This is a genomic window from Pseudomonas sp. P4_C8 (assembly GCF_056401975.1).
On sequence record NZ_JBFUIH010000004.1, the window covers coordinates 159045 to 183892 of the forward strand.

The 24848-nt window shown below is 57.7% G+C and carries 19 protein-coding genes; 8 read left to right on the forward strand and 11 right to left on the reverse strand.

Annotated elements, in window-relative coordinates:
- Positions 1–41 precede the first annotated feature (41 nt).
- Complete coding sequence (locus tag AC1DWM_RS03770; protein ID WP_477794655.1) at positions 42–857, reverse strand: helix-turn-helix transcriptional regulator; 816 nt, start codon at positions 855–857, stop codon at positions 42–44.
- 96 nt (positions 858–953) lie between these two features.
- Here AC1DWM_RS03770 and AC1DWM_RS03775 point away from each other — a divergent pair, with 96 nt between their 5' ends.
- Positions 954–1910 (forward strand): threonine dehydratase, encoded by a 957-nt coding sequence (locus tag AC1DWM_RS03775; protein WP_223513729.1) that lies wholly within the window; start codon positions 954–956, stop codon positions 1908–1910.
- Positions 1911–1927: 17 nt separating this feature from the next.
- Here AC1DWM_RS03775 and AC1DWM_RS03780 read toward each other — a convergent pair whose 3' ends face one another.
- The gene (locus AC1DWM_RS03780; protein WP_477794645.1) at positions 1928–2386 is read right to left on the reverse strand and encodes a response regulator; all 459 of its coding nucleotides are present in this window, start codon (positions 2384–2386) and stop codon (positions 1928–1930) included.
- A gap of 194 nt (positions 2387–2580) precedes the next feature.
- The gene (gene gltS / locus AC1DWM_RS03785) at positions 2581–3795 is read right to left on the reverse strand and encodes a sodium/glutamate symporter (RefSeq protein ID WP_477794646.1); all 1215 of its coding nucleotides are present in this window, start codon (positions 3793–3795) and stop codon (positions 2581–2583) included.
- A 265-nt stretch (positions 3796–4060) separates the two neighbouring features.
- On the opposite strand from gltS, the gene nspC reads away from it, so the two are divergent.
- From nspC to AC1DWM_RS03800, 3 genes are all read left to right on the forward strand, one after another.
- Complete coding sequence (nspC, locus tag AC1DWM_RS03790) at positions 4061–5158, forward strand: carboxynorspermidine decarboxylase (protein WP_223513738.1); 1098 nt, start codon at positions 4061–4063, stop codon at positions 5156–5158.
- 26 nt (positions 5159–5184) lie between these two features.
- Complete coding sequence (locus AC1DWM_RS03795; RefSeq protein WP_223513740.1) at positions 5185–6429, forward strand: saccharopine dehydrogenase family protein; 1245 nt, start codon at positions 5185–5187, stop codon at positions 6427–6429.
- A gap of 200 nt (positions 6430–6629) precedes the next feature.
- Entirely contained in the window at positions 6630–9536 is a 2907-nt protein-coding gene (locus tag AC1DWM_RS03800) for a sensor domain-containing phosphodiesterase (protein WP_477794647.1), read from the forward strand.
- Positions 9537–9572: 36 nt separating this feature from the next.
- Here the strand turns inward: AC1DWM_RS03800 and AC1DWM_RS03805 are convergent, their stop codons facing one another.
- The 4 genes from AC1DWM_RS03805 to AC1DWM_RS03820 form a co-directional block, all read right to left on the reverse strand.
- The gene (locus AC1DWM_RS03805) at positions 9573–11138 is read right to left on the reverse strand and encodes a methyl-accepting chemotaxis protein (protein ID WP_223513746.1); all 1566 of its coding nucleotides are present in this window, start codon (positions 11136–11138) and stop codon (positions 9573–9575) included.
- A gap of 370 nt (positions 11139–11508) precedes the next feature.
- Positions 11509–12810: an NAD(P)/FAD-dependent oxidoreductase gene (locus AC1DWM_RS03810; protein WP_223513748.1), complete on the reverse strand. Its 1302-nt coding sequence runs from the start codon at positions 12808–12810 to the stop codon at positions 11509–11511.
- Positions 12807–13895 carry a polyamine ABC transporter substrate-binding protein gene (locus AC1DWM_RS03815; RefSeq protein WP_223513750.1) on the reverse strand — a complete coding sequence of 363 codons (1089 nt, stop codon included), beginning with the start codon at positions 13893–13895 and terminating at the stop codon, positions 12807–12809. Before AC1DWM_RS03815 ends, AC1DWM_RS03810 begins: the two co-directional genes overlap by 4 nt.
- Positions 13896–14053: 158 nt before the next feature.
- Positions 14054–15412 carry a glutamine synthetase family protein gene (locus tag AC1DWM_RS03820; RefSeq protein ID WP_223513751.1) on the reverse strand — a complete coding sequence of 453 codons (1359 nt, stop codon included), beginning with the start codon at positions 15410–15412 and terminating at the stop codon, positions 14054–14056.
- A gap of 161 nt (positions 15413–15573) precedes the next feature.
- Here AC1DWM_RS03820 and AC1DWM_RS03825 point away from each other — a divergent pair, with 161 nt between their 5' ends.
- From AC1DWM_RS03825 to AC1DWM_RS03835, 3 genes are all read left to right on the forward strand, one after another.
- Complete coding sequence (locus tag AC1DWM_RS03825; RefSeq protein WP_223513753.1) at positions 15574–16482, forward strand: helix-turn-helix domain-containing protein; 909 nt, start codon at positions 15574–15576, stop codon at positions 16480–16482.
- A gap of 257 nt (positions 16483–16739) precedes the next feature.
- Positions 16740–17939 carry an alpha-xenorhabdolysin family binary toxin subunit A gene (locus AC1DWM_RS03830; protein ID WP_477794648.1) on the forward strand — a complete coding sequence of 400 codons (1200 nt, stop codon included), beginning with the start codon at positions 16740–16742 and terminating at the stop codon, positions 17937–17939.
- 28 nt (positions 17940–17967) lie between these two features.
- Positions 17968–19011, forward strand: coding sequence for an alpha-xenorhabdolysin family binary toxin subunit B (locus AC1DWM_RS03835; protein WP_223513756.1), 1044 nt, complete (start codon positions 17968–17970; stop codon positions 19009–19011).
- Positions 19012–19244: 233 nt separating this feature from the next.
- Here AC1DWM_RS03835 and AC1DWM_RS03840 read toward each other — a convergent pair whose 3' ends face one another.
- The gene (locus AC1DWM_RS03840) at positions 19245–21629 is read right to left on the reverse strand and encodes a DUF3772 domain-containing protein (RefSeq protein WP_223513758.1); all 2385 of its coding nucleotides are present in this window, start codon (positions 21627–21629) and stop codon (positions 19245–19247) included.
- A 201-nt stretch (positions 21630–21830) separates the two neighbouring features.
- Between AC1DWM_RS03840 and AC1DWM_RS03845 the strand changes: the two genes are divergently transcribed.
- The gene (locus tag AC1DWM_RS03845) at positions 21831–22286 is read left to right on the forward strand and encodes a YMGG-like glycine zipper-containing protein (RefSeq protein WP_223513760.1); all 456 of its coding nucleotides are present in this window, start codon (positions 21831–21833) and stop codon (positions 22284–22286) included.
- On the opposite strand, the gene AC1DWM_RS03850 is transcribed toward AC1DWM_RS03845, so the two are convergent.
- The 3 genes from AC1DWM_RS03850 to AC1DWM_RS03860 all read right to left on the reverse strand — a co-directional run.
- Positions 22271–23299, reverse strand: coding sequence for a DUF2955 domain-containing protein (locus tag AC1DWM_RS03850; protein ID WP_223513762.1), 1029 nt, complete (start codon positions 23297–23299; stop codon positions 22271–22273). The genes AC1DWM_RS03845 and AC1DWM_RS03850 overlap by 16 nt on opposite strands.
- Positions 23289–24416, reverse strand: coding sequence for an HlyD family secretion protein (locus AC1DWM_RS03855; RefSeq protein ID WP_223513765.1), 1128 nt, complete (start codon positions 24414–24416; stop codon positions 23289–23291). The genes AC1DWM_RS03850 and AC1DWM_RS03855 overlap by 11 nt, the downstream gene beginning before the upstream one ends.
- A 2-nt stretch (positions 24417–24418) precedes the next feature.
- Positions 24419–24848 (reverse strand): TolC family protein (locus tag AC1DWM_RS03860; RefSeq protein ID WP_477794649.1); only part of this gene is annotated, 430 nt, incomplete at its 5' end.

A 24848-nucleotide genomic window follows, 5' to 3' on the forward strand; every position in this document is an offset into this window, starting at 1 on the left:
GTCCCTCTTTCAACGGTGTCGCGCATTTGGGGATTTGTGTTTTATCTGATGGGTATTCGCAGCTGTGCCGGACTCACGCCAAGACGTTGCCTGAACGTGGTCGCCATGTGCGCCTGGGAGTTAAAGCCGCAGGTCTGGGCGATTTCCGCCAGCCTGGCTGTCGAATCACGCATCAGTGCGCGGGCCTTGGCGAGGCGTCGGTCGATCAGGTAACTGTGCGGGCTTTTGCCCGTCGCGTTCTTGAATGCTCGAATGAAATAGCCTTCGGACAATCCAAGTAACCCTGCCATCGCCTGTATTCCCAACTGGCCGTCGAGGCCTGCATCGATGAATTCGTCGAGTAGACGCATCCTGCTACCGGTTATAGAGCCTAGGGGTGGCGCCGATAACGCTTCGTTGTCCTGCGCCCGTTCCGCCAATGCGAGTGCCCAGGCCTCCCAATCGTCTTCCACTGAGGCGTGTAACAGCGCGGCGCGCATGCGCAGCGCCAGGGTAATGGCCTGTTGATCAATGCGATTGTTGAATGCACGGTCGCCTGCCAACGCAACGCCGTCGGTGCGCATGACCCGCAGGTATTCACCGCCCTTGGGTGACTCGGACAACACGTCACAACCGGCGGGGACGAATGCCAAGCCGTTGGGCGTGGCGTCGAAGGGATGCAYTCGGTCACTGCCGATGGCGTGCAGACCTCGCTGGCTATCGAAGGCAAAGCCAATCGTCGCCTGGCTTGCTACATATCGGGTCGCGTAAGCGGCGCCGGGTAGCAACTCGATCGCCCATGGCCCGGCCTCGACCCGACGGATCGGTTCAGGCAGGAGCGGGGGCAGGAGGCGGTTTCGATGGCTCATAAACACCATAGTAATAAAGAGGGGGCGCAAAAGTCAGGTCAGTTTTCTGAAAGCCCGCGTGATGCGCTCGTGTCTAGACTGGGCAAAACCTCAGGGAGACGACTCATGCACCGACTGACCCGCGACGATATCGAACAAGCGGCTCGCCACGTTTACCAAGTAATGCCTGCCACCGCCCAGTACGCGTGGCCGCTGCTGGCCGAGCGGTTGGGTTGCACTGTGTGGGTCAAGCACGAAAACCATACACCTACCGGTGCTTTCAAGGTTCGCGGCGGCATTACTTTCATGCACTGGCTCAAACGCGCGCACCCAGACGTCAAGGGTATTGTCACCGCTACCCGCGGCAACCATGGTCAGAGCCTGGCGCTGGCAGCCGGCGCGCTGGGTCTGAAGGCGTTGATTGTAGTGCCGGAAGGTAATTCGGTTGAAAAGAACAATGCCATGCGTGGCTTTGGTGGCGAAGTAGTCGAGTTTGGCCGCGATTTTGATGAGGCCCGTGAAGAGGCCGTTCGTCTGGCGCAAGTGCATGGCCTCTATTTGGTTCCGCCGTTCCATGTCGAGTTGGTCAAAGGCGTGGCCACTTATGCGCTGGAGCTGTTCAAGGCCGCGCCGGATCTGGATACCGTCTATGTGCCGATTGGCTGTGGATCGGGGATTTGTGGGGTGATCGCCGCCCGGGACGCGCTGGGCCTGAAAACCCACGTGGTGGGCGTGGTGTCCAGTGAGGCAGCGGCAGCCAAGATATCGTTTGAAGCGGGAGAAATCCTTGAAACCGCTACGGCGGATACCTTCGCTGACGGCCTTGCCGTGCGTAAACCGGTTCCCGCCGCCTTTGCCATCTACGGCGCGGCTGCCGCACGAATCGTCTCCGTCAGCGAGGAGCAGATTGCCCAGGCAATGCGTGTGTTTTACACCGACACCCACAACCTCGCTGAAGGGGCCGGTGCGGCGGCCTTGGCAGCGCTTATTCAGGAGCGTGAAACAATGGCGGGAAGACGGGTAGGTGTGATTCTATCCGGCGGGAATGTTGATCAATCGGTGTATGCAAGAGTAATTGAGTGAGTGACCGCCAATGCTGGCTAAGGACATTCGTCTCGCCTGAGTCCCAGTTGAAGTTGAACCAGGGTGATCAGTTCATCCGGATCGATCGGCTTTAGTAGAAAGTCCACGACACTCAAGCGCATTGCCTCGATGGCATCTCGAACTCCAGCATCTCCAGAAATGATCACAATGGGCAGGTCGGCCCACTCCGACTCGCGGATTTTTGAAATCAACTCCAGGCCATTGAGCGGGTGCATACGCAAATCAGTAATGACCAATCCGATTGAACTGTCGATGCTCAACGAACGCATGGCATCAGCTGCACTTCTAGCCTCAAGGCAGAAGATGCCATTGATTTGAAGAATTTCGGCCAACATCTCGCGAGTGCAAGGGTCATCCTCGACGATCAAGACTTTTTGAGCCAATAGCCCTGGCTCCTGCATTGCGGCATTGATTGCCTCGCGCTCAGCGGCAGTCAAAAGATCGTGATCGAACATCATTTCCAACCATTTATGAGCCAATGAAACCCTGTATGCCGGCAGTCTAAACAGGCTTGGGGGCAGGTCTGTCTCCTCCAACCTGCGCCCCCAGTAACGCATTGCGTCAACAAAATTGCTCTGAAATGGCCTGATTTGTACCCCTCAGAACGCTGAAAAACGCTGAAATCCGTGATCAACGTGGGAGGCAGTCGCTAGATTCCACTGAACATACCGATGATCACGGCATTGACCAGGTCGATGAAAAAGCCACACACCAGCGGCACGATCAGGAACGCCTGGTGAGCGGCACCGTACTTTTGGGTCACGGTCGTCATGTTGACGATGGCCGTCGCAGTGGAGCCGAGGGCAATCCCGCCGAACCCGGAAGCAATCACGCTGGCTTCGTAATCGCGCCCCATAAAGCGGAAGACCACAAAATACGTATAGAGCACCGTCAGCAGGATTTGCAGGGTCAAGGCGCACACAATGAACAGCAACACGCCACTCAGCTGCCATAACTGAAGCCCCATCAGGGCCATGGTCAAAAACATGCCCAGACAAATATCGGAGATCAGCGACAGACCCAGGCTGGCGCCGCTCCAGGATTTCAGCCGCTGATCACCCACCAATGCGAGAACGATGTGGTGAATGACGATGCCCGCAAACAGGCAACTGACGAATTTTGGCAGGGTGATGCCAGCATCGACCAACAGCAGGTTGAGCCCATAGCCGACCATCAGGGTCAGGTTGAGCCACATCCACGCCCAGAGCACGTCGTAGTAGTCCAGTGGCTTGCTCGGTTGATCCTCGAAAATGCCGACTTCCAGCGCCGCATCCCCGGAAGTCTTTAGTCGATAGCGACGTATCAGTTGGTTGGCGATTGGACCACCGATCACGCAAGCGGCAATCAGGCCGACGGTGTTGCTGGCCATGCCCAGTTCATGCGCGTTATTGATGCCCAGCTTTTCGATGAACAGCGGTGCCCAGGCCAGGGTGGTGCCCGCCCCACCCGTGAGGGAAATGGAGCCCACCATCAAACCGGCCTTGGGATCGAGTCCGAATGCTTCGGCCACACCCATGCCCAGCGCGTTTTGCAGGATAATGAACACCCCGGCGAGTACCAGCAGGATCAGCAGCGGGCGCCCACCCTTGAGCAGTTGGCGCATATCCGATTTCAAGCCAATGCCGGCAAAGAAATAGAGCAGCAGGGTGTCGCGAATTTGCAGATCGAATTCGACCTGGATATTAAGACCGAAGTAAAGCAGGGACGTCACTGCCGCACAGACGAAGCCGCCGACGACCGATTCGGGAATACAGTATTGACGGAGTAGGGCGTTGCGATGAACAAGGGTTTTGCCGAGGAAAAGCAGGAGGATGGCAAGGGTAAAACTCACGAGACCGTGAACCGAAAAGAGCTGGGGCGTCATTCAAAGCCTACCTGAAATCTGAAAAATTCATTATCACGAGTTGGCCGTTCAGTGTTTTGACCTGTGTCAATAAACGGTGGATGGAGCATAGCAGGAAGGTTAAAACCTACCTCCAGCCCCCATTCACTCGATAAATATCTGATATTTACGGGTTTCAAGTGAGCCGTGCTTCGCGTCGCGAGCACTTTCTGTACTTTCGATATATCGCCAGTGAAGGCACAATGCGCATCCTTTTTTTGGCTGGCCTTGCCGGAGGCGCCTCGAAATGATCAAAACGCCGTACTACCTTATCGATAAACAAAAGCTGCTGGCGAACATGCAGAAGATTGCCTATGTGCGCGAACAGTCCGGGGCCAAAGCGCTTCTGGCACTCAAGTGCTTCGCCACGTGGTCGGTGTTCGACCTGATGCAGCAATATATGGACGGCACCACGTCGTCGTCGCTTTACGAGCTCAAGCTCGGTCGACAGAAGTTCGCGGGCGAGACCCACGCCTACAGCGTGGCCTGGGCCGACGACGAAATCGAAGAGATGCTCGAGAACTGCGACAAGATCATCTTCAACTCCATCAGCCAATTGCAGCGCTACACTGAAGCTTCAGCAGGCAAGGTGCGCGGTCTGCGGGTCAATCCGCAGGTGAGCAGCTCGGATTACCTGCTGGCCGACCCGGCGCGGCCGTTCAGCCGTCTGGGCGAGTGGGACCCGTTGAAGATCGAGCAGGTCATCGAACAGATCTCTGGTTTCATGTTCCACAACAACTGCGAGAACGCTGACTTCGACCTGTTCGACCAGATGCTGTGCACCATTGAAGAGCGATTCGGTCATTTGCTGCACAAGGTCGAGTGGGTCAGCCTCGGCGGCGGCATCCACTTCACCGGTGACGACTACGAGCTGGATTCGTTCTGCGCTCGCCTCAAGGCCTTCTCGCAAAAATACGGCGTGCAGGTCTACCTGGAACCGGGTGAAGCGGCCATCACTCAGAGCGCTTCGCTGGAAGTCACTGTGCTCGACACCCTCTACAACGGCAAGCACCTGGCGGTCGTTGACAGCTCCATCGAAGCCCACATGCTCGATCTGCTGATCTATCGCCTGAATGCCAAGCTGGCGCCGAGCGAAGGCGAACACACCTACATGGTGTGCGGAAAATCCTGCCTGGCCGGAGATATTTTCGGTGAATATCAATTCGATCGTCCGTTGGCCATCGGGGATCGGCTGTCGTTCATCGACGCAGCGGGTTACACCATGGTCAAGAAGAACTGGTTCAACGGCCTGAAAATGCCGTCCATCGTAGTGAAACAACTCGACGGTAGTGTCGAGGTGGTTCGTGAGTTTGGTTTCAACGACTACCTGTCCAGCCTCTCGTAAGCTGGCAGAAAGGAGATATAAAAAAATTGAAGAAAAACGTACTTATCATTGGTGCAGGAGGTGTCGCCAAGGTGGTGGCCCACAAGTGCGCGCAGCACAACGACGAACTCGGTCGTATTGCTATCGCGTCGCGCAACATCTCCAAATGTCAGGCCATCATCGACAGCGTCAAGTCCAAGGGCAGCCTCAAGCAGCCCGCCGAAATCAAGGCGTTCTCGCTGAACGCTATGGATATTGAGGCGACCAAGGCGCTGATCCGCGAAACCGAATCGCAGATCGTCATCAACGTCGGTTCCGCTTTCCTCAACATGTCGGTGCTGCGAGCCTGCATCGATACCGGCGCGGCCTACCTGGACACCGCCATTCACGAAGAACCGGGCAAAATCTGCGAGACGCCGCCCTGGTATGGCAACTACGAGTGGAACCACCTCGAAGAGTGCAAAGAGAAGAACATCACTGCCATTCTCGGTGTGGGTTTCGACCCGGGTGTGGTCAACGCCTATGCAGCACTGGCCCAACAACAGTATTTCGACCGCATTGATTCGATCGACATTCTCGACGTCAACGCCGGTTCCCATGGCAAATATTTCGCCACCAATTTCGACCCGGAAATCAATTTCCGCGAGTTCACCGGACAGGTGTGGAGCTGGCAGAACAGCCAGTGGACCAGCAACACCATGTTCGAAGTCAAACGCACTGACGACCTGCCGGTCGTCGGGGCGCAGAACCTGTACCTGACCGGCCACGATGAAGTGCACTCTCTGTCGAAGAACCTGGGCGTGCCCAACGTGCGTTTCTGGATGAGCTTCGGCGAGCACTACATCAATGTGTTCACTGTGCTGCGCAACCTCGGCCTGCTCTCCGAGCAACCGGTCAAGACGGCCGAAGGCCTGGAAGTCGTTCCGCTGAAAGTGGTCAAGGCCGTGCTCCCTGATCCGAGCTCGCTGGCGCCTGGCTACACCGGCAAGACCTGCATCGGCGATCTGGTCAAGGGCACCAAGGATGGCCAGCCGCGCGAGGTGTTCATCTACAACGTGGCCGACCATGAAGACGCCTACGCCGAAACTGACAGCCAGGGCATTTCCTATACCGCAGGCGTGCCACCCGTGGCTGCTGCTCTGCTGGTCGCCCGCGGCGAGTGGGATGTGCAACGTATGGCCAACGTCGAAGAGCTGCCGGCTGAACCGTTCCTCAAGGCGCTGGATGTGATGGGCCTGCCGACCCGCATCAAAGACGAGAATGGAGACCGTCCCTGGAACGGCAACGCCTGAGGCGCCAAATATCCAGGTGAATCTCGTTTGCCGCTCTAAACGCAAAAACGCCGCTCTTTGAGCGGCGTTTTTGTTTGTGCGATCTCGTAAAACGAATAAAACCATTGAAAAAAATTCGTATTCACTATAAACGGGAAGCACACCGGCACATTGCTAACAATACAGTAAGTATCGCCAGCTTTTTGGCTCAGGGAGCGCTGATGAGTGTTCGTCCATTGACCGACTCCCCGCGGCAATCGAACGATTGCGACGTTGTCGCAACTCAACTGAAAGGGAACTCGGATACTGTCGGCATGACTTACGCCGGCAACGAGGACACTATCGAACAATTGCTGGACTCAGCGCGCAGCTGGGCTCACACCACTGCGTGGGCGGTTTACCGCTCTGGTGAACAAATGCATTGGGTCGGGCAGGGCGACCCACAGGTGCAGTGGCCATCAAGCGTTGCGAATGAGCAGTTTGAAGCCTTTTGCCTGAGCTTGCGCTTGCACCGCTGGCCGACCGGCAGAGGCGAAAGTGAGCTGGGTTGGCTACTGGCGCCAGCCAACGATGCCGCGGAACCGGCGCTCGCCGAGTTTGCCCGGCACCTGGGCATTCAGCTACAGACCAATACCCTTGCCCGTGCGCAGATTACTCAGCGTGTGCTGTATGAAATTACCTACCTGGCCAGTTCGACCCGCGACCGGTCAGTGTTTCTGGTGGGGGTTCACCGGCTACTGGCCAGCCTGATCGACGCCGAGAACTTCTATCTCGCGCTGTATGACCCGCGCAGTGGCAAGATTGATTACCCGTATTACGTCGACATCATCGACGTTGATGCCGTGGAGTCCCAGCACTACGAATACCTTGACCCTTCGCACCTGTCCTTGACCGGCCAGGTATTGACCACCGGCCAACCGTTGCTGATCGACGCCGCCGGTATTCTCGCGGCTCAGGCCGAGAACCGTTTCTACTGCGTGGGTGATCGTCCAGAGTTCTGGATGGGCGCACCGTTGAAAAATGCCTCGGATGATGTGTTTGGCATGCTTGCCATGCAGGTCTACGACGTTTCTCGTACCTACAGCGCTGAAGACCGCGCGTTGTTTCTGGTGGTGGCGCGCCACGTGGCCATGGCGCTGGACCGGATTCTGCACCGCGAGGACCTGGAAGAGACGGTGATGCGTCGCACCCTGGAGCTTTCGGCACTCAACGACGCATTGCGCCAGGAAGTGGCAGACCGAGAGCGCGCCGAACATTTGCAGAGCGCGCTGTTCCAGATTGCTGAACTGTCGAGCCAGCCTGGCGACATGGCTGAGTTGTTTCAAACCTTGCATGGCATCGTCGGTGATCTGCTGTTCGCGAAGAACTTCTACATTGCGCTGTTCGACGATGCGATCAGTGAAGTGACCTTTCCGTATTATGTTGATGAGCGGCAGATCACCTGCCCGCCGGCACGGCGTGGATGCCGGGGCTTGACTGAGTACGTTATCCGTCAGCGTCGACCTTGCCTGATTGACGCCGGCGAGGCTGAACGACTGGCTGCGCACGGTGAAATCGAACTGGCCAATGAGTCTGTCCGATCCCACTCCTGGCTGGGCATTCCATTGTTCGATGGCGATGTGGTGCGTGGCGTGCTTGCGGTGCAAAGCTATACCTCACAGGTGCAGTACACCCTGCGAGACCAGGAACTGCTGACATTCGTGTCGCGGCACATCGACACCGCGCTGTCGCGACGCACGGCCGCCGAAGCGATCCATGCCGCCAACCTCAAGCTCGAAGCGCGGGTGCAGAACCGCACCCGCGAACTCGATCACGCCAATGCCAAGTTGCAACACGAAAACTCCCACGACTCGCTGACCGGGCTACCGAATCGTACCTATCTGCAACAACGCCTCAGCCAGGCCTGGTCGCGGTTCGGCAGCGAAGGCGGGCACCTGGCGGTGATGTTCATCGACCTCGACCGTTTCAAGATGGTCAACGACAGCCTCGGCCACCATTTTGGTGACCTGCTGCTGATGCAGGCCGCCCACCGGTTACGCGGTTGTCTGCGCGAGACCGACATGCTGGCGCGCCTGGGGGGCGATGAGTTTTCGGTGCTGGCGCCCGAAGCGCCGCTGGAAGTGCTGATCGAAATCGCCGAACGAATCCTGGTGGCGTTTGACCTGCCGTTTTTCATCAATGGCCATGAAGTTTTTTCGTCCTGCAGCATCGGTATTGTCAGTGCCGACAGTCAGTTCCATCACGAGCCAGCCGACTTGCTGCGCGATGCCGATGCAGCGATGTACCGGGTCAAGAGTGCCGGGCGCGACAGCTACGCGGTGTTCAACCAGGAAGTGCGCCGTGAAGTTTCGGACCAGGTGGAGCGAGAAGGGGCCTTGCGCAATGCGCTGAAACGCACTGACGAACTGCTGCCGTATTTCCAGCCGATTGTCAGCGTCGAAAGCGGCGAATTGTTGGCCCTTGAGGCGCTGATCCGTTGGCATCAGCCGGGCGGCCGGGTGATCGCGCCAGGCGAGTTTTTGCCGGATGTCGAGGGTTTGCGCCTGATCGGTCGACTGGACTTGTACATGCTCACCAGCGTTGCGGCGATCCTCGCGCAGCCCCAGCATGCCAATTGGCCTGCGGTGCACGTCAATTGCTCCAGCTACAGCATGACGCGCCCGGACTTCGCCAGTGATGTGCTTGCACTGTTGGAGCGGCACGGGGTCGCGCCGTCGCGAATCTGCCTGGAGTTGACCGAAGGCGCGCTGGTGGCGGAGCCAGCGATTGCCCGACTGACCATGCAGCAACTGGCCGATAACGGCATGTCGGTGGTGCTCGATGACTTCGGTGCAGGGTTTTCATCCCTGAGCTATGTGCATCAATACCGTTTCAGCGGCTTGAAAATCGACAAGTCGTTCATCCTCGAACTGACCACCAGCGCTCGCAGTCGCGCAATCGTCCGGGCAATTGTGCGGATGGCCGAATCGCTGGACCTGAGTGTGGTGGCTGAAGGCGTCGAGGATGAAGCGACACTGGACTTGCTGCGCGAAATGGGCGCTGGACAGGCCCAGGGTTACTATTTTGCCAAACCGATGGGGTTGGAGGCGTTGTTGGCGAGTTCGCTGATCGTCCCTGTAGGTGGCTGACCCACTTCCCTGTAGGTCTTCAACTGGAACTTACGGCTACCGGTTAAAACGCTCGGCCAGGCTGTGCAGATACTCGGCCATTTCTTCAAGGTCCTGGCTAATCGCGGCGCCTTGCTTAGCCTGTCCGGCACTGTGGTCACACAACTGGGCAATCCGCGTGATCTGTTGATTGATATCTTCAGTCACGTGACTTTGCTCTTCTGAAGCCGACGCCATTTGCTGGCTCATGTCGGTGATCCGGCTGACGGCTTCACTGATGCTGACCAGAGCCGACTGCACCGCCTCGACACGCTGCATGCTGTCGCGGGAAATCTGCTCACCCTTACTGGCGGTTGATACTGCGCGATCGGCACCGCTATTCAGCGAAGCGATGATGCCGTGGATCTGCTCGGTGGAGGTGCGGGTGCGTTGTGCCAGTGAGCGCACCTCGTCGGCCACCACTGCAAAACCTCGACCTTGCTCACCTGCCCGAGCCGCCTCGATTGCCGCATTGAGCGCCAGCAAGTTGGTCTGTTCGGCAATCGAGGTGATGACATCCACGACGCTGCCGATTGATTGCGTCTCGCTCGCCAGTGCGTTGACCGCTTGGCCGATTTCGTTGACGGCCTCATTCATGGCTTCCATGGCGTGCAGACTTTGCCGGGCCAGTTCACTTCCTTCCCTGGTCAACTGGTCGGCTTCGGACGCAGCATGCGCAGTAGTGATTACGTTTTGAGTCACTTCCTGATTCGTTGCCGCCATCTGTGCGATGGCAGCGGCAGACTGGTCCGTTTCACTGCGCTGGCGGTCAAGTGACTGGGCTTGCGAACCGGAAAGTTCGGAGGACTGTGCCGCCTTGGCCTTTACATTGACCCCGGCATCGACAAGCCTGCTCAAGGCTGTCTGCAAGCGAGATTCCTCACTGAGCATGGCCATATCCAGCCGGCCTTGGGGGCCGTAGTTGTCGCTAAACGTGAGCGCTACCAACGGATCGGAAAATGCTTTCGGATGCTCGGCCAGGGTGCGTTCGATGGCCCGGCGATGTCGGGACTCGATCAGGTACCAGGCAATACTCAGGCTCGCCACCAAGGCTCCCTGTGCCGCTGTTTTTGGTAGCCACTGATAACCCAGCAGTGAAGCCCCGCCTGCCATCAGTAATGGCCAAGCGTGTTGCAGTGGCCGGAAAATCCGCGCGCTCAACGCAACGATCGGCTTGCCGGCCCGCATCCTTGCATAGAGTGCAGTTGCCCGACGGACCTGGTCGCGGCTGGGCACCGAGCGAACCGACTCGTAACCACTCATGCGTCCGTTTTCATAGATGGGCGTGACGTAGGCACTGACCCAATAGAAATCACCGTTTTTCGAGCGATTTTTCACAATACCCATCCAGGGTTTGCCTTGCTTGATGGTGTGCCACATATGAATGAATACCCCAGGTGGCATATCGGGGTGCCGAACCATGTTATGCGGCTGGCCGATCAATTCGTCGTAAGTGAAACCACTGATGGCAACGAACGCGTCATTGCAGTAAGTGATTCGGCTATCCAGATCGGTGGTGGAGATCAATCGTTGTTCGGCGGGAAATACTCTTTCATGCTCGGTGACGGGCAAGTTCACACGCATAAAACGCGATCCTTATTCGGATTATTATTAGGATTTGAGGCATGTAAATCGGAGCTTTTAAATCGGAGCTATGGCGCAACGGCATCATCCAGCAGTACCTGCTGCTGACTTCTACGCCCATTTTTCGGAGGGGGACCATTCATTCGACGACAAACCCTTTTCATTCAATGACAAATTCGTTGCCACTCATGAATAAAGTTGAGGGTGATGGGGATGCCTTGACCAGGCTTGAACGGGGGGAGGGGCGACGTTATCGGGTATTGCCTGATGCCGGGGCGACACCTGCCAACCGAAACTGGCAGGAGGCGACTCGGCAGATTGATCGGGGCGAGAGGCAAGCCCCCTCGCAGAAGCGTTCAGATAAACGCCATCAACCCAATATTTCGCGCATCCGGTACCAGAGCATACCCAGCGCAAGCAGTGGCGAACGCAGGGCCCGGCCGCCGGGGAAAGTCATGTGCGGCACGGCGCTGAACATGTCGAAGCCTTGGCTGTGCCCGGCGTGAATGGCTTCGCCCAACAGTTTGGCGCACCAATGGGTGACGTTCAGGCCGTGGCCGGAGTAGCCCTGGGCGTAGAACACGTTCGGGTGCTGGCTCAAGCGACCGACCTGGGGGAAGCGATTGGCGGAGATGCCGATCATGCCGCCCCATTGGTAGTCGATCCGCACATTGGACAATTGCGGGAACACCTTGAGCATCTGCGGACGCATATAGGCGGCGATGTCAGCCGGATCGCGCCCGGAGTAATGGCAGGCACCGCCAAACAGCAAGCGGCGGTCCGCCGAGAGCCGGTAGTAATCCAGGCCGACTTTCTGATCGCACAGCGCGACATTATGCGGGATCAGTTGCGAGGCAGCGTCCTCCGACAAGGGCTCGGTGGCGATGATGTAGCTGCCCGCCGGGAGCACCTTGCCGCTTAGCTTGGGTTCGAGTTCCTCCAGATGCGCGTTGCAGGCCAGCACCAGACTGCCGGCGCGCACCGTGCCGCCGGCACACCGTACCTGCACGGTGCTGCCATGGATCAACTCCAGCACCGGGCTCTGCTCAAAGATCTGCACCCCCAGGGATTGCGCGACGTTCGCTTCGCCGAGGACCAGGTTTAGCGGATGCAAATGCCCCGAGCCCATGTCCACCAAGCCACCGGCATACACACCGGAGTTCACCACGTGCTCGCGGATCTCCCCGGGTTCGAACAGGCGCGTTTCATGGGCGTAACCCGACTCGATCAGTTCAGCGTGCTCAGCCTTCAGCCCGGCGAACTGCGCCGGGGTGTTGGCCAGTTCGCAGAAGCCCCAGCGCAGGTCGCAATCGATGCCGTGTTCGCGGATCCGGTTGCCCACCACTTGCACCGATTCGATTCCGGCACGTTCCAGATAGCGCACACCTTCGGCACCGACATGTTTGGCAAACCCGCTGACGTCGTGGCCGATGCCGCGAATCAATTGGCCCCCGTTGCGTCCGCTGGCGCCCCAGCCAATCCGCCGTGCCTCCAGCACAATCACCGAGAGCCCGCGCTGCGCCAGTTCGATGGCGGTGTTGATCCCGGTGAAGCCGCCGCCGATCACGCAGACATCGGCCACCAGGTCCGCGCTCAACGTGGGGCGCGGCTTCAGTCCGTTAGCCGACGCGGCATAGTAGGACTGCGTGTGTTCGTTGGTGTATTGATTCATTTGTTGGACTTCACTTTGCTCCAGGAACGGGTCATCAAACGCATGATCGCCTGGGGCGGGGTGGTCGAAATGTAGAGTTTGTCGAGGACGGCCTGCGATGGGTACACCTCAGGATTGTTCACCAGTTCCGCGTCCATGAATTCCTTGGCGGGCGGGTTCGGGTTGGCGTAACCAACCGAAGCGCTGACCTTGGCAATCACTTGCGGGTCCAGCAGGTAGTTGATGAAGGCGTAGGCTTCTTTGGGATTGCTCGCGTCTGCGGGAACGGCCAGCAAGTCGAACCACAGGTTGCTGCCTTCCTTGGGAATGGCATAGGCGATGTTCACGCCGTTCTTGGCTTCCTTGGCCCGGTTGGCGGCCTGGAACACGTCACCCGAGTAGCCGAAGGCCACGCAAATATCGCCATTGGCCAGGTCCGAAACGTATTTGGAGGAGTGGAAGTAGGTGATGTAAGGGCGGATGGCCAGCAGCTTGGCTTCGGCCTTTTTGAAGTCTTCGGGGTTTTCGCTGCGCGGGTCCATGCCCATGTAATTGAGCATCGCCGGAAATACTTCATCCGCCGAGTCCATCATCGACACGCCGCACTGGCTGAGCTTCTTGATGTTTTCCGGTTCAAACAGCACGGCCCAGGAATCGATGTGATCGACGCCCAGCACTTGCTTGACCTTGTCGACGTTATAGCCGATGCCGTTGGTGCCCCACAGGTAAGGGACCGAGTGCGCGTTTTGCGGGTCGTTCTTTTCCAGCAGCGCCAACAGTTTCGGGTCGAGATTTTTGAAGTTCGGCAATTGCTCGCGGTCCAGTTTCAGGAATGCGCCGGCCTTCACCTGACGCGCGAGGAAGTGGTTGGACGGCACCACCACGTCGTAGCCGGTGCGGCCCGCGAGCAGTTTGCCCTCTAGGGTTTCGTTGGAATCGAAGACGTCGTAGATCACCTTGATCCCGCTTTTGGCCTGGAAGTCGGCGAGGGTGGTTTCGCCGATGTAATCGGTCCAGTTATAGACGCTGACCTGTGGCTGAGCCTGCGCACCGGCACTGCACATGATCGCCAGCGCGAGCGGGACTGCGGATTTCAATAGACGCATATCGACACCTCTTCTAATTATTGGATTCTTCCGGTGTTTCTTTGGTGTTCTGGAGGCCGCTTTCGCGAGCAGGCTCGCTCCCACAGGGGAATGCATTTCAGATTTGGAATGCATTTAAAGTGTGGGAGTGAGCCTGCTCGCGATAGGGCCTTAACGGACTAGACACTCATCATCAGGAATTCCCGCTCCCAGGAGCTGATCACCCGCTTGAAGTTCTCGTGCTCGGCACGCTTGACCGCGACATAACCGCGGACAAACTTGCTGCCCAGATAACGCTCGACGGTGGCGCATTCTTCCATCTGCGTCAGCGCGTCTTCGATGGTGATCGGCAAGCGCAGGTTGCGACGTTCATAGGCGCGCCCTTGCACCGCTGCGCTCGGTTCGATGCGCTCGACCATGCCCAGGTAACCGCACAGCAAGCTGGCGGCAATCGCCAGGTACGGGTTGGCGTCGGCACCCGGCAAGCGGTTTTCCACACGCATGGCATCAGGCGACGAAGTCGGTACCCGCAGGCCGACGGTACGATTTTCTTCGCCCCATTCGACGTTGACCGGCGCCGAGGTGTCCGGCAGGAAGCGGCGGAACGAGTTCACGTTGGGCGCGAACATCGGCAGCACTTTGGGAATGTACTTTTGCAGGCCACCGATGTGGTGCAGGAACAGTTCGCTCATGCTGCCATCGGCGTTGGCGAAGATCGGCTGGCCGGTGGCGATGTCGACCACGCTCTGGTGGATGTGCATGGCGCTGCCGGGCTCATCGCCAATCGGCTTGGCCATGAACGTCGCCGCGACGTTGTGCTTGAGCGCGGCCTCACGCAGGGTACGCTTGAACACGGTGATCTGGTCAGCCAAGTCCAACGCATCGCCGTGACGGAAGTTGATTTCCATCTGCGCCGGGCCGTCTTCATGGATCAAAGTGTCGAGGTCCAGACCTTGAAGTTCGCACCAGTCGTAGACGTCTTCGAACAGGGGATCGAATTCGTTGGCGGCGTCGATGGAAAACGACTGACGACCGCTTTCCGCACGGCCCGAACGCCCCATCGGCGCTTTCAGTGGCAAGTCCGGGTCTTCGCAACGCTGGGTCAGGTAGAACTCCATTTCCGGCGCAACAATCGGCCGCCAGCCTTTGTCCGTATACAACTGCAGCACTTTTTTCAGCACGTTGCGCGGCGACAACTCGATAGGGTTGCCGAACTTGTCGAAGGTGTCGTGGATGACGATAGCGGTCGGCTCGATGGCCCATGGAATCACGTAGACCGCGTCAGGGTCTGGCTTGCAGATCATGTCGATGTCGGCGGGGTCGAGCAGGTCGTAGTAGATGTCGTCGTCGACAAAGTCCCCGGTTACCGTTTGCAAAAGCACACTTTCCGGCAGGCGCATGCCTCGCTCATGCAGGAACTTGTTAGTAGGTGCAATCTTGCCGCGTGCAATGCCGGTCAAGTCGCTGACCACACACTCGACTTCGGTAATCTTGTGATCTTTCAGCCAAGTGAACAGCTGATCGAAAGGGACATTCATAAAGACCTCGTTATTGGTTTTATTAACGTCGGGGAGGGCGGTTTCATCCACCGCACTCTTCCCCTGAGACGCGTTGACGACTATCTTGGTCGAGCCTTGCGGTTCCATCTATCCACTTTAAGCAGCACCAAAACGCACCAAACGAGTGCGTAGGGTCACCCATGTCAGCGTCCAGTCCGATACAGGTTCAAGCGTTCAACACCGAAGATGTCGCCGAGCAAATCCGCGCCACACCGGGTTGGGTCCAGCACTATCAACAGATGTCGCCAGGGCATTTCGCCGGGCGTGTGCGCTATCTGGACTTGCAGGGCGTGGAGATCTACGAAGAGCAGATGAACACCCGGGTCGAGCAGAATTTCAGCGCGCCGCAAGGGTCGCTGGCGTTCTGTTTCGATCGCAGCGACAACGCGCTGTACCTGCTCAATGGCGAAAGCCGCAACATCTGGATCACCCCCGAGAACTACCAGGAAATCGCCGTGGTGTTCGGTCCGGAGTTCGTTCAGCGCCAGGGTTTGAACGTGGCACAGTTGGAAGGGTTGTTCATGTCGCCGCTGAACTCGGGGCAGAACGCGTTGTTCAGCCGCTGGTTGAGCGGCACGCTGACTCGGCTGGGAGAAACGCTAGACCCACCGAGCAAAGAAGCCTTGACGCAGCAGTTGCTGGAGGACTGTTTGTATATCCTCGACAACGCGTCTGTTTGCCTCGACCGAGGCGGCTTACAGCGTCGTACCGAAGCGCGCACGATCATGAAACGCATCGGTGAGTGGGCTGCCGACTCCCCGGAAGAAACCCTCAACTTGCTGGAGCTTTCCCAGGTTGCCGGGGTGTCTCTGCGCCAACTGCAGCAGGCCTTCAAGGCCTTCACCGGGATGACACCGACCCATTGGCTGCGCCTGCGAAGGCTCAACAGTGCCCGCCGTGAATTGCTCAGCTGCACGCCCAACGAGACCACCGTTGCGCAAGTCGCGATGAATGCGTCGTTCTGGCATTTGGGGCGGTTTTCCAGCAGCTATCAGGCGTTGTTCAAAGAGTTGCCGAGTGAAACACTCAAGCGCGCCAGTCAGCGCTGATTCAACTAATAAATTGGCGAACTTGTTATTGATGTAGTGGGTTGTCAGGTTTTTGTAGTTCTTGCCCGTAGTCCACTTCCTGCAACTGTAGCTCGATGTTTCAGGGAGAACAGGATTTTGCGATATTTGCTTTTTAATCAACAGCTTGCAAATGTTGTCTGTTGCGTTTAGTTATTTGAGCTCAATGCAATCGTCATCTAGGTTTCTGCTCGTCGATACAAGTCATGTATCGACTTGAATGAACTGAGGCGAACCCAATGACTGTACTGTTGATTGAATCAGAAAGTAGTAATGACCTACCCAAAGCGGTACTTCAGCTTATTTCAGGGGAGTTTCCCGGCGTCGCTCGCAATGCTGGCGTATTTACCAAAGAAGACGTAATCAAAATAAAGCAGTACGTAAAGCAAGGCCTCGCGCTGCCTGGCGAGTTACCGGAAGTGGAGTCCTGTCTCAAGTACAGCCAGGTAGACATCGCCGGGCTGGAACCCAACGACATTCAGGTGTTGTTCAAGAAAATCAGGATTCACGCCGCCAGTTGGGGTGCGGTGGAAAACAGGATCGTCCAGCAAAGTATCGATTTGAATTGCGCGGCCAACAACATCGTCAGCAGTGGCAGTGAAATCATTTCCGTCATCAAGGAAATGCCGATCATGGACCGCGTCAGAACCACGCTGAATCAGATGAGCAACAATGATCTGGAAGGTATCCGCTATACCTCAGATGACAGTGAGGTGGCGTCAGCCGTGACGGAGATCATCGAGCTGATGAAGGTCGATATCAAACGCCAGCAAGGGGCAACGAAAGAGCTGAAAGATCGCCTGTCCAACTTCAAGATCGAGCTGTCGGGCGGAGAACTGGTGAGCGGCAAACGCGTCTTCGGGTTGCAGTCCGAAGTGAAGAGCAAATACGACTTGATGGAGCGAAACAGTTTGCTCCAGTCCATCACCAGCAGCAAAGAAGCCCTTCGAGAAAAGAAGGCCAGAGTTGTCCAACTCGACAAGGACTACGACTATTACGTCGGCATGTCTTTCTCGGGTGGTCTGCCGATTTTCTGGCCGATTTCAGGTTCGATATTTGGCCCCAAAGCGGAAACCGCGCGCAAAGAACGCAATGCATTGAAGACCGAGATTGATGAGCTGGAGTTGGCCGTCAGCGGCAAAGAGAATTTGCAAAGTGTCATAGAGAGCTCCCTGTCGAACTTTGGCGATATCGGCATTCGCATGGCCGGCGCGGAAGCGGCCCTGAACATCCTGAACACGATGTGGCAAACCATACTGAGCAAGATCGACGCGTCGGCCGAACAGTTTGGTCGCATCAACAACGCCTTGCGCCTGACCTCGTTTGTGGTCGAATTCGCGCAGGTGATCGATCCGTGGCGTGACGTCAAAAATAGCGCCAGTGAGCTGGTGGCGACTTTCAATGAAGCCCTTGAAGAATACAAAAAAACCTACAACTGATTGCCCACCGGACAAAAGGACTATGGCCATGAGCAATGTGACGCCAATCGACGCCCCGGTTATTCCGGTCATTGATGTAACCAACATAATTAAAACCCTTCGCGACGTGTCCAGGCTGGCGAGCTTTCGCAGCGACCGACCGGACGTGCTGCAAGAACGGGCGCAACAGGTGGTTGCGTATTTGAATAACCTCGACACCACCCTGCGCGAATCCTTTCCGGTGTTGCTGACCGCATTGAACAATGCGTCGGTCCAGCAATGGTTTGACGTTCTTGATGAATTGAACGGCGCCTTGGAACGCCATGATCTGACGTCGCAGGATCGCGCGTTGGTGACTGACGAACTGTTTAACGTCAAAGGCAATATCGCGGAGATGCTGGACAGAATCGAGGCGAAATTTGTCGCTCGGTCCAGGCTCCTGGAGAGCGCCGTGCATAGCCTTTACAAAATCGAAATCGGTGAACGCGCGGATGGACCACTCGAAGTGGCACGCGCACGAAAGGCCAGGGTTCTGGCCCAGCTCAATGATCACAACCTCAACAAAGCGACGTGTACGGAACAGCGTGATGCACTGGTCAAAGCGCAGGACGTGATTCGCGAATTCAATTTGACGGACATGTACAAGAACTACATTCCGGACGGCGAAGCCTTAAACAGCCTGGACATGGAAAACCCGAAAAAAGAGGCCGTCAAACAGGGCATTGAACGGGTGCGTAAGGTGCTGGGGGTTGTTTGCGACGACATCAAGTACAGTCAGCTCGCAACTTCACGAAGCAATCTTGAACTGGAGATTCAAACGATTGCCCGGCGCATAGAGGGGCTCAACCATGAACTTCGGGGTGCGGAAAATGTGCTGTCTGATATCACTGCCGTTGTGGAAATCAGTCGCCGGCGCCGAATAGCCGGTGAAGAAATCCTCAGGGTTTCAGGGGTGTGGCGAAGCTTTTCAATACACCTCGAAACCTTGAAGAATCTTGAGTACAGCCAGGCCGCACTGTCGCGATTGCTGAGTCGATACAAAAGTCATCTGGAGGGATTGGAGGGAGACTACAACAGCACGCTGATCCACTAGACCTGCCCAAAAGAAGCCCGGTGAATACCGGGCGAACCTTGTAGCAGCTGGCGAAGCCTGCGTCCGACTGCGTAGCAGTCGTGAAATCAAACGATGCGGTGTTTCAGGAAATCCGCGCGTTCAGGATTTACGACTGCTACGCAGTCGGACGCAGGCTGCGCCAGCTGCTACAGAATTGTGTCGCTCCTTAAATGAACAGTATTACGGTGAACACCGGGCTTCGTCCTTCAGGACTAGGTTCCCGGTTTGGCCAGTGCAATGCCTGCCGCACCCAGACGCTTCAATATCTCGAACAGCAGGTCGCTTTTGGTGACGCCGACAATTCTCGGGCTGCTGACGTAACCGGTGATGGTCAAGATGATGCCGTCCGGGCTGAGTTTGCTGAATCGCACAAACGCCGCCGGTTTATCGAGGATGTTTTCGTTCTCCTGGTAGCAGTCGTACAGCAAGTCTTTTACCTGCTCCGGGTCAATGTCCAGCGGGAACACCAGCTCCAATGTCGCGACCCCTTGCGCACTGCCGCCCAGGGTCACGTTACGCAGGTTTTGCGAGATCAGCTGGGAGTTGGGGACGATGACAATCGAGCGGTCGCTGAGTTGTATTTCCGTGGCTCTGACGTTGATGCGGCGGATATCACCTTCGACGCCGCTGATGCTGACCAAATCGCCCACCTTGACCGGACGCTCGGTCAGCAGGATCAGGCCGGAGACGAAATTCTTGACGATCTCCTGCAAACCAAAACCGATACCGACCGACAGGGCACTGACGATCCACGCCAGGTTCGTCCATTCGATGCCCAACGATGACAGCGTCAGCAGAATCACCAAAATGTAGCCGACGTTGGCGAACAGTGTGCTCAGCGAGGCACACATGCCAGGGTCCATGTTGGTTTTCGGCAGGAACTCGTCATCAAGCCAGCGGCAAAGCGCCCGAATCAGGTAGACACCAATAAACAGGGCCAGGATTGCATTGAATAAGTGACCCGGGATGATGTTCAGTTTGCGCAAGCCGTCGCCGCCGAGAATGGACAGCGCCTGGGTGACCAGTTGCCCGAGCGTCGTGCCAACGCCACCGACAAACAGTGAAATGACGGCCAACAGTAACAACGCCGCACGACCGGCCCCGGCCAAGAGGATCTCGGCTTGCTCAAGCCGCACATCGCCGATCCCCAGCAGTTGTTTCATCGCCTTGCCGCTGGGGCTCTTGGGTGAAAACAAGTATTCGCAACAGTCTTTGAGCAACTGAATCAGGATGTAGAAGCCGGACAGGACGATGAATGCCCAGACCATTTCGTAGGTGATGAACCTTGCCAGGGAGACGTAGCCGATCAACAGGGCGAAGATGGAGGTAATCAGCGCGATGATTGTGCCGGAGTAAATCAGACCGGCCAGGGTGCTGCTCTCTTCAGAGGCATCACCGGCGGCCACCACCTCTCTTTGAGCGTGACTGGCACGGCGGAACAACAGGATGAGCAGCGCCGTGACCACCAGTGCGATCAAGCCTCGTCCCAACAGCACGGCGGGGCCGCTCATGCCCGTGACATTGGTGATTTGCGCCACCGTTACTAATGCCAGCAGGGTACCGGCCAGTATTTTGGGGAAGGGCTTCATCGCCTCGGCGACGGAGTCGGCGATATCCGGCAGCCGCCAGGAGGGGTGCTGGTTCGCCAGCATTGCCCGGCTCAACCCGGTGATCAGGACACAGGTATAAACGAGTTTTTCGAACTCCTCGGCGAAGGTCTGCATCATGGGCGACAACGGCTGTTGTCGCGTGAGCGCATAAAACACCAAATGCAACGCAAAGGCAGTGGTCAACACGGTGGCAAATACCGACGCCAGCGCCAGCGCGCTTCGACGCAATCGCCCTACAGGCAGGCGATGTATGCAAATCCAGGTCAGCCCCTGATCAGCCACTCTACGGCCCCAGATCCAGATGGCCACGGCCAGCACTATCAGCAGGCCCGAAGACAGACGTTCGCCGGGTTGCCAGGCGGCCGCGACGACTTTATTGGTCTGTTCAATGAAATCTTTGAGGCGCAGGCGATCTTCCATCAGCGGATTGATCAACGGCTCCCAAAAATCCCGTGCAAGGATGCTGCCGCTACGTAGCGTGACTTCGCTTTCCAGCAGGCTGCGCCGAATGGCGGCAATTTGCGTCAGCAGTTCGACGGCGCTGGCTCTTAAGGCCGCCAGGTTTTTCAAGGTGGCGTCGATCGTTTTCTTTTGCTCGGAAATATCGGTCCTCTGCGTGGTGATGTCCGATTTCTCTACCGCGACATCGCCGAGAGAGACGGGGCCGCTCAACACATCAAGTTGAGCTTGTAATTGTTTTTGTTCGGGTAGCAGCGATGACTGTAGGGTGTCCACGTCCTTGATAAACACCTGAACGGAATCTTGCAGGCCGACCATCAGGGTGACGTTATTGGCCACTGAAACCTGTTGTTTAATCAGGTCCAGCCGCATTTGCAGGTCTTGCAGTTCACTACGGGACACCACAACTGGCGGAGCTTCTGAGGCAATGATTGAAGACGGCGTCGGTTCAGCAGCGGACAGCGCTGCGCCACTTTGTACCAGCAGCGCGAGCGCGACGAAAAACACTGACATCAATGTATGACGCATAGGCGTGCTCGCTCCGTTTTTGGTCACTCAGCCTATGAGGTTAGGTCATCAGGACAAAACGATCGAAAAGTTTCATGTTGACGAGGCGCCGCCGACATTAGTGGTCCTGAGGCTGGTGATGGTTGATCTACACTTCTAAATGCTTAATCAACCGCGGGATCGGTGGGCAACGGCTCACGGGGTGTCGCGCAGGAGGTCATCATGCATAAGTTGTCTTCCATCAGCCTGTGCGTTGCGTTATCGGTGTCATCTGCCCAAGGCTGGGCTGAAACCGTGGTGCCGACCAAAGGCCAGAGTTCGCAACAAACCCAGTTGGACATCAACGAATGCCATAGCGTGGCAGCCAGTCAGGCGGCTTCGACTGACACTTCTCCTTCCGGGGGAAGAATGCGTGGGGCTGCGGTCGGCGCTGCGGCAGGGGCCGTCGCAGCCGACGCACGCGGGCGTCAGCATGACGAGTTTTACGAGGGCGCCAACGACGAAGTGAAGCAGGAGTATCGGCAGAATCAAGCTAAAGGGGCGGCGGCGGCAGGTGTCGTGGTCGGTGGCTCGCGTCAGCGCCAGGAACGCCGGGCTGATGAAAAAACCAGCGCTGCCACTACCTCGACGGCCTACACCAGTTGCCTGCAAGGGAAGGGGTATCAGGTTACGCCCTGAGTTTGTGCCTGAGGTTGCCGGTCAAGCAGTCGGACCATCACGCAGGCATACAGCGTGACCGCCATAAACAGCCCCATGCGCACGGCGAAGGCTGTGTAGACGTCTTTGCCCAAAGCGCTGTCCTGCACTGACTGGCCCAGCAGGATGATCAACGTGATAAAGGTGTTGAGCCATAACCCCTGGCCAAATCGGCTCGGGCTCAGCGCATACAGCTTGCGCGCCAGTATCAGGCCAAACAGCAGCGTCCACAGGAAGAACATCCACAGGTGCACAAACAGGCTCAGTGCGCACCAGAACACAATGGCCAACAAGCCGCCGAGCAAGGTGGCGCCGACCAACTCGCGACCGGCATTGCGGGCGCTGGTCGTGTTGCATTGCTGACCCAGGCCGACCGCCTTCAGGATAATCGGCAGATAGCTCGCCGGGTCGATCATTGCCAGCAGGAACGTCGGCAAGACAATCAAGGTTGCACGCAACGCAATCCGACTGGCTTCTTCGCCCACCGGCGGTGGGGCAGCGGGCGGCGCCGGCGCATTGGCAGGCTCGGGGAAAAGCCAATGACTGATCGCAATCACCATCACTGCCATTAACAAACCCTTGACCAGCGCCCCAATGACCATTGCCGCCGCGTCGAACTCGGCAACGCCTGCCGACGAGATCATGGTCAGGCCCATCACCAGCAAGGTCACGATCAGGTTATTGCCGCCACTGAGCCCCCACCGGAAGACCATGAACAGGCTGACAGTGACCAGCAGCACGCCGGTCAACGGGTAGTAACGCAGGATCGGGATCAAGAGCAGGCCGATACCAGTGGTCAGCATCGCGACCAGTGCGAGAACGATCGCCGCCTTGAAGGGCAACGGGCGATTGACCGAGGCCAGGAGTATCAGGCACAGCACGGGAGCGAGAAACGGTATTGGCAAAGCCAGGCCGAAACTGATGGCCAGGCACAGTGCCGTGCCACTGGCCAGCCGTAAGGCACGTTGCTCCCGAGGGGAACGTTTAGTAGGCATAAGACAGCCAGCTCATCAGGCCTAAATAGGCCCGGCCAAGCGGGTTGAGCAGATTGCCTTCCGAGGGGAAGGCCATGACTTCAGCCTGGCCACCGGCACGAATGCCACCACTGCCAAGCAGCGCGCTCTTAGACTCCTGGGAAAACTCGATGATCACCGGGAAGCGTTGGGCGGGTCGCAGCCAGTCCCGACTGTTTTGTATGCCGGGCAAGGTGCCGGGTGGGGCCGGCTGTCCGACGCTGATGCCATAACCGACACTGCGTACGTGGCCGTCGAAGACTTCACCCGGCATCGAATCGAGCACAATGGACACCGGTGTTTCGGGCTTGATATGACCGAGGTTGTTCTCGGTCATGTCAGCAGTGATCCATATGTCCTGAATGGTGATCAGGGTCATGACCGGGCCGCCAGCCGAGGCGAATTGCCCGACATCGGTGCGCAGGTCGGTGATCAGGCCTGCCGAACGCGCTCGTGTTTGCGTGTTGGCCAGGTCCAGTTCGGCTTTTGACAGGGCAGTGGCGGCGCTACGCAACTTTGCGTTGACGTCTTCGCCGCCGCCTTCCGTTTCCTTGGCACGTTCTACTTCGGCGCGGGCAGCTGCGGTTTGACTGACTGCCGCATCGCGGGTGGTGCGTGACATTTCGAGCACGCGCACGGAGATGGTCCCCGGGTCTTCACGGTACAACCCTTCGAGGCGCTGATTCTCCTGACGTGCCTTGGTTTCATTGGCCTGGGCGACGCGCAATGCCGCTTGCGCCGAGGCAATCCCCGCGGTGCTGGCCCCTAATTGCCGGCGTGCTGTCTCAAGGTCGGCGCGGGCGCGATCGACGGCAATCTGATAGGGCGCCGGGTCCACCTCAAAGAGCACCTCGCCGGCCTTGACGGTCTGATTGTTGTGTACGTTCACCCGGATCACCTTGCCCGCGACTTCCGACGCCACCGGAATGACGAATGCGCCCACACGCGCTTGTTGCGTATACGGCGTGAACCGGTCGGCCAACAAGTACCAGACCAGGCTCAGGATGATCAGTATCAACACCCACTTGATGCCTTTTTTCACCGGATCGGCCGCTACCGGTTCGGAGGCATCGGGGGAGGGCTGCGAGGCTTCACTCATGGCTATTTTCCTTGGTCTGGCAGCGGGTAAGCGGGCAGTGCGGCGGCGGGATCGTCAAGCATGTTGCCCCAGTCTGTGCGTTCTTCCATCACCTGGCGGGTGGCCGAGTCCACATACGGCTGGGCGGAGTACCAACCACCGCCCAAGGCCTTGTAGAGGGCGATGACATTACTGACCGCATTGCCGCGTGCGAGCAGGTAATTGTCCTGTTGATCGAGCAACGCGCGTTGAGCGTCCAGCACCCGCTGGAAGTCGGCGTAACCTTCCCGGAATTGCACGCTGGCCAGCACCAGCGAACGTTCGGCAGCCCCTCCGGCGTCGCGCAGGATGCGTTCGCTCTCCAGTGACTGGATCAGGCCGTTGGCCGCATCATCGGCTTCGCGAGCGGCCTGGCGAACTTTATCGCGGTAGGCTTCGATTAACTGCTGCAAC